General features: G+C 43.9%; 5 protein-coding genes. All 5 read right to left on the reverse strand.

Annotation, left to right across the window (positions count from 1 at the left end; genetic code table 11):
• Positions 1–148 precede the first annotated feature (148 nt).
• Positions 149–379 carry a hypothetical protein gene (locus EAE89_RS22510; RefSeq protein ID WP_021326113.1) on the reverse strand — a complete coding sequence of 77 codons (231 nt, stop codon included), beginning with the start codon at positions 377–379 and terminating at the stop codon, positions 149–151.
• Positions 376–1,188, reverse strand: coding sequence for a glycohydrolase toxin TNT-related protein (locus EAE89_RS22515; protein WP_214086622.1), 813 nt, complete (start codon positions 1,186–1,188; stop codon positions 376–378). Before EAE89_RS22515 ends, EAE89_RS22510 begins: the two co-directional genes overlap by 4 nt.
• Before the next feature lie 54 nt (positions 1,189–1,242).
• The gene (locus EAE89_RS22520) at positions 1,243–1,404 is read right to left on the reverse strand and encodes a hypothetical protein (RefSeq protein WP_244866717.1); all 162 of its coding nucleotides are present in this window, start codon (positions 1,402–1,404) and stop codon (positions 1,243–1,245) included.
• A gap of 234 nt (positions 1,405–1,638) precedes the next feature.
• A complete protein-coding gene (locus EAE89_RS22525; RefSeq protein WP_214086623.1) occupies positions 1,639–1,977 on the reverse strand; it encodes a DUF6572 domain-containing protein in 339 nt (112 codons plus the stop codon).
• A gap of 13 nt (positions 1,978–1,990) precedes the next feature.
• Positions 1,991–3,207 (reverse strand): VENN motif pre-toxin domain-containing protein (locus tag EAE89_RS23860; RefSeq protein WP_244866719.1); only part of this gene is annotated, 1,217 nt, incomplete at its 5' end.

Below are 3,207 nucleotides of genomic sequence, written 5' to 3' on the forward strand. Positions count from 1 at the left end.
TGGCATGTTTTGACAATGCTGCCGAAATCTCTTGAGGGGATTTACCTTCATTTAGCATAGCGGTAGCCAGACTGGATGCTGACCGACCGTAATCCGCCAGCCCTTTTGGCAAGCTTAGTGCATTATTATCCGCAACAATACTTGAAAATTACCAACCATAGTCATCTTTCATTATTTGGTAAAATCTATCGTAAGCTGACTCTTCATTGGTAAAAACTTCCTTATATGTAATTTTTCCTCTGCTGCTGTATATAACATCCCAGACTCCATCATGAGGGTTAATACATAAACATTCCCCTTCTTTCAATCCATCTAAACTATAAATACCACTAGGTACATTTTTATGCTCAAGGATAGACACCAATTCTTGTCTTGTCATTTTTTCTCTCCTAAATAATGATTATCTAAATACCATTGGACAGGTTTAGGTAGTTCATATTGCGTCCCTTGTCCCTTTTGACCAAACCATGGCAGTATCTTACTTTTTGAAACATCATCTATAGGCTTTAGAACCTCATACACATTATAAGGTGCATTTGCAGAATAAGATGGTAATGCTCTATTCTCAAATGGTATCCCCACTGGAGATGTAAATGTTCCTTTTGTTGAACCATACCTATCAATGACTTCTCCAGTTGGCAGCGTTACTTTCTCAACAGGGCCATAAGCTCCTCGATTTGGAGGCCAAATTCCAAGCGATTCCTGAACTGTCCCTTCCGCTTTACTAAACTTGCCAAAATTAGAAGACTTGTTCGCCTTTTGACTTGCTATAACATTTTCTTTGACGTGTTCAGCTAGCAAATCTTCCTTTCCGCTAATTATTTCTGTCGACTGATACTTACTTAAAGACAAAAACGCTTTCGCCGCTGCAAATTGTATCAGCTTCGCTTCACTGGTAGGTATGCCACCGGCAACAATTTCCGCCGCTTTCTGTGGCGTCATCTGCTCATTTGATAACACGACATCCAACGGAACACCAAAGAAGTTACCCCACGCAATAATCAGACCTTTTGCCGGGTCTTGACCATCCGGGACTTGTCCTTTCAGGTAGTGAGTCAAGGCAGCATTTATTTCTTCGGGTGTTGCCCCCGATTGGGCCATTTTTTGAGCTAGTGAACCCGCTCCTTCAAAATGTTTAGCGCCTTCGGCACCGAACAAACTTCCCATGCTAAGGGCATTATTGTCCACAACAACACATTCCTTTGTGAAGTTGGCTGCCAAACACCGATTTTCCCAATGCCATCAGTCAGTTACAACCGTTTTTCCAGTGCTGCTTTGTCGCTGAACCCAAAACTCCCAGACGCGCTTTTCGCCCCCGAAGACCGGTTTTTCCCACCGGGCATTTGTCAGTGTCGCGCCTTTTTCAGCAACGGATGAAGGTACCCCTGCGATGTTCTGATACACGGTGGCTTCGGGTTTTGCATGACCACACCCGGTCTTTGTTGCCATTACCCTGCAACAGCTGCAACTGGGGACACTGAGTACGAATACTCAACGGCTCTCCGTTGGTCTTGCGGTACAGGTAGCGCTCCCGTATCGGCCTCCTGATATCAGAGGTATAAAAGGACTGAAATTAGCGCAATGAGCAAGCCCTCTGCGCCAATCTGATCATTGAGATCAAATAATTAATACATCTATTTAAGCAATATCACCTTCTTCATATCGTAACTGAATATTAACAGGTGCAAGAATTTCTCCAACCTTTTCCAAAAAATCGGCACATTCATGTGGCATATGATACTTAAAATAAACTTCTATTAGCATTTCACTTTTTCCACAGGAAGCAGGAAAGCTTTCGTATATCTCCCCGCTTTCAATAAAACGAATATAACTATTTATTTTTTCTTGTAGTTTCAGTAAATGTTCTTCTATCGAACCACTCCACGGTAAATGATCAGTTAATCCTAGAACAACTAAGTTTTCATTGTTATTAGGTATACCTATCATATCTATTTTGTTCACGTCTTCTATAGACATATTAACTCCTTACTCAATCTTTAGAAGTAGGTCTGATGATGTCAACCTTGGTTGGCGGTATTTTGCTCCCTCCTTCAAAACCCGGTTTTCCTTTTCCAACGACAGTACCCCCCTTGGTTTCAAGTTCAGGAAAACCTTTCTTTTGATTTGTTGTTAATGGAGCAGTTGATGAACTTTTACATTCAACACAGATAATGTTTCCTTCTTTATCTTTGCCTATCATGTCAACCCTTATTTTTGTATTACTCTCTGTTTTGACAGTAATTTCCCGTGCTGATTCAACTTTATCAACTTTGAATTTATCGTAAGTAGATTGTTCAAATTCTTTACCTTTCTCGTAATTCTGTTGTGCTTGTGAGCCAGAATTAGGTGATTGAACTCTTGTCTTCACGCCATTTTCAAACGTATAGTACCCACCATTGTGACTATAAATAGTGTTTCCTGATGCGTCTATTTTTCCAGTGTTATTATAAACACCATCTTTTGGCCCAGTAACTGAATTTCCTTTTGGGGTATAACCAGTAGGTAATGTTGCGCCTTTTCCGACTACATTTATAGAAGTTCTATTAGTTTTTGCCCCAATAGCCCCGACCGCAGTCTCCAGCAACAACAGGTTCCGCTGCTCTTCCTTCACGTACTGCGCCGCATCCGCTTTGGACAAGCCCGATTTTTCCAGCTCTTTTTGGCGCAGTTCCGTGTTAAAGAACCCGGAGAGTGGCCCACCACCACCATTTAGCCAACTACTCTGCTCTGAACGACCTATCTTATCATTGGCACGGTATCCTGATACCGCCAGTTCTTTACCCAACTCATGGTTGATAAAGGCCAGCTCTTCGCGGCTCAACTCGCCATTCAACGCCATTTGTTTCAGGGTATTGATGGTCGCATCACTGGCCTGTCGATATTCCGTCCAGACCCCTTTACGGCATCTGTCATCCTGACACGATGCCAGTTTACCGCGCATGTCCTCCACTGACGGCAGACCTTTATCCAGAATACGCTGGCTCAGCTCTTTAGCCTTGCCGCACGCTTCCGGTGACATCGTGCGGCAATCGCCCAGATTTCGCGAGGCCAGCGCATTATTCTCCACTGCGTTCTTCCCGGCCTGTGCCCCGGTAACGGCGCTGGCGGTGGAGTCACCGGCAATGCCGCCGGCTAATCCCGCGGCCAGCGTGGAAAGGGTGCTGATAGTTTGCTTCTGCTCCTCCGTTAACTCACTGACTTTGGCCC

This window comes from Photorhabdus heterorhabditis (assembly GCF_018448905.1).
Lineage (GTDB): Bacteria > Pseudomonadota > Gammaproteobacteria > Enterobacterales > Enterobacteriaceae > Photorhabdus > Photorhabdus heterorhabditis.

What these genes read in the sequence shown, in the direction of transcription:
- EAE89_RS22525 (WP_214086623.1), bottom strand. Translation starts at nt 1,977, where the DNA reads ATGTCTATAGAAGACGTGAACAAAATAGATATGATAGGTATACCTAAT.
- EAE89_RS22510 (WP_021326113.1), bottom strand. Translation starts at nt 379, where the DNA reads ATGACAAGACAAGAATTGGTGTCTATCCTTGAGCATAAAAATGTACCT.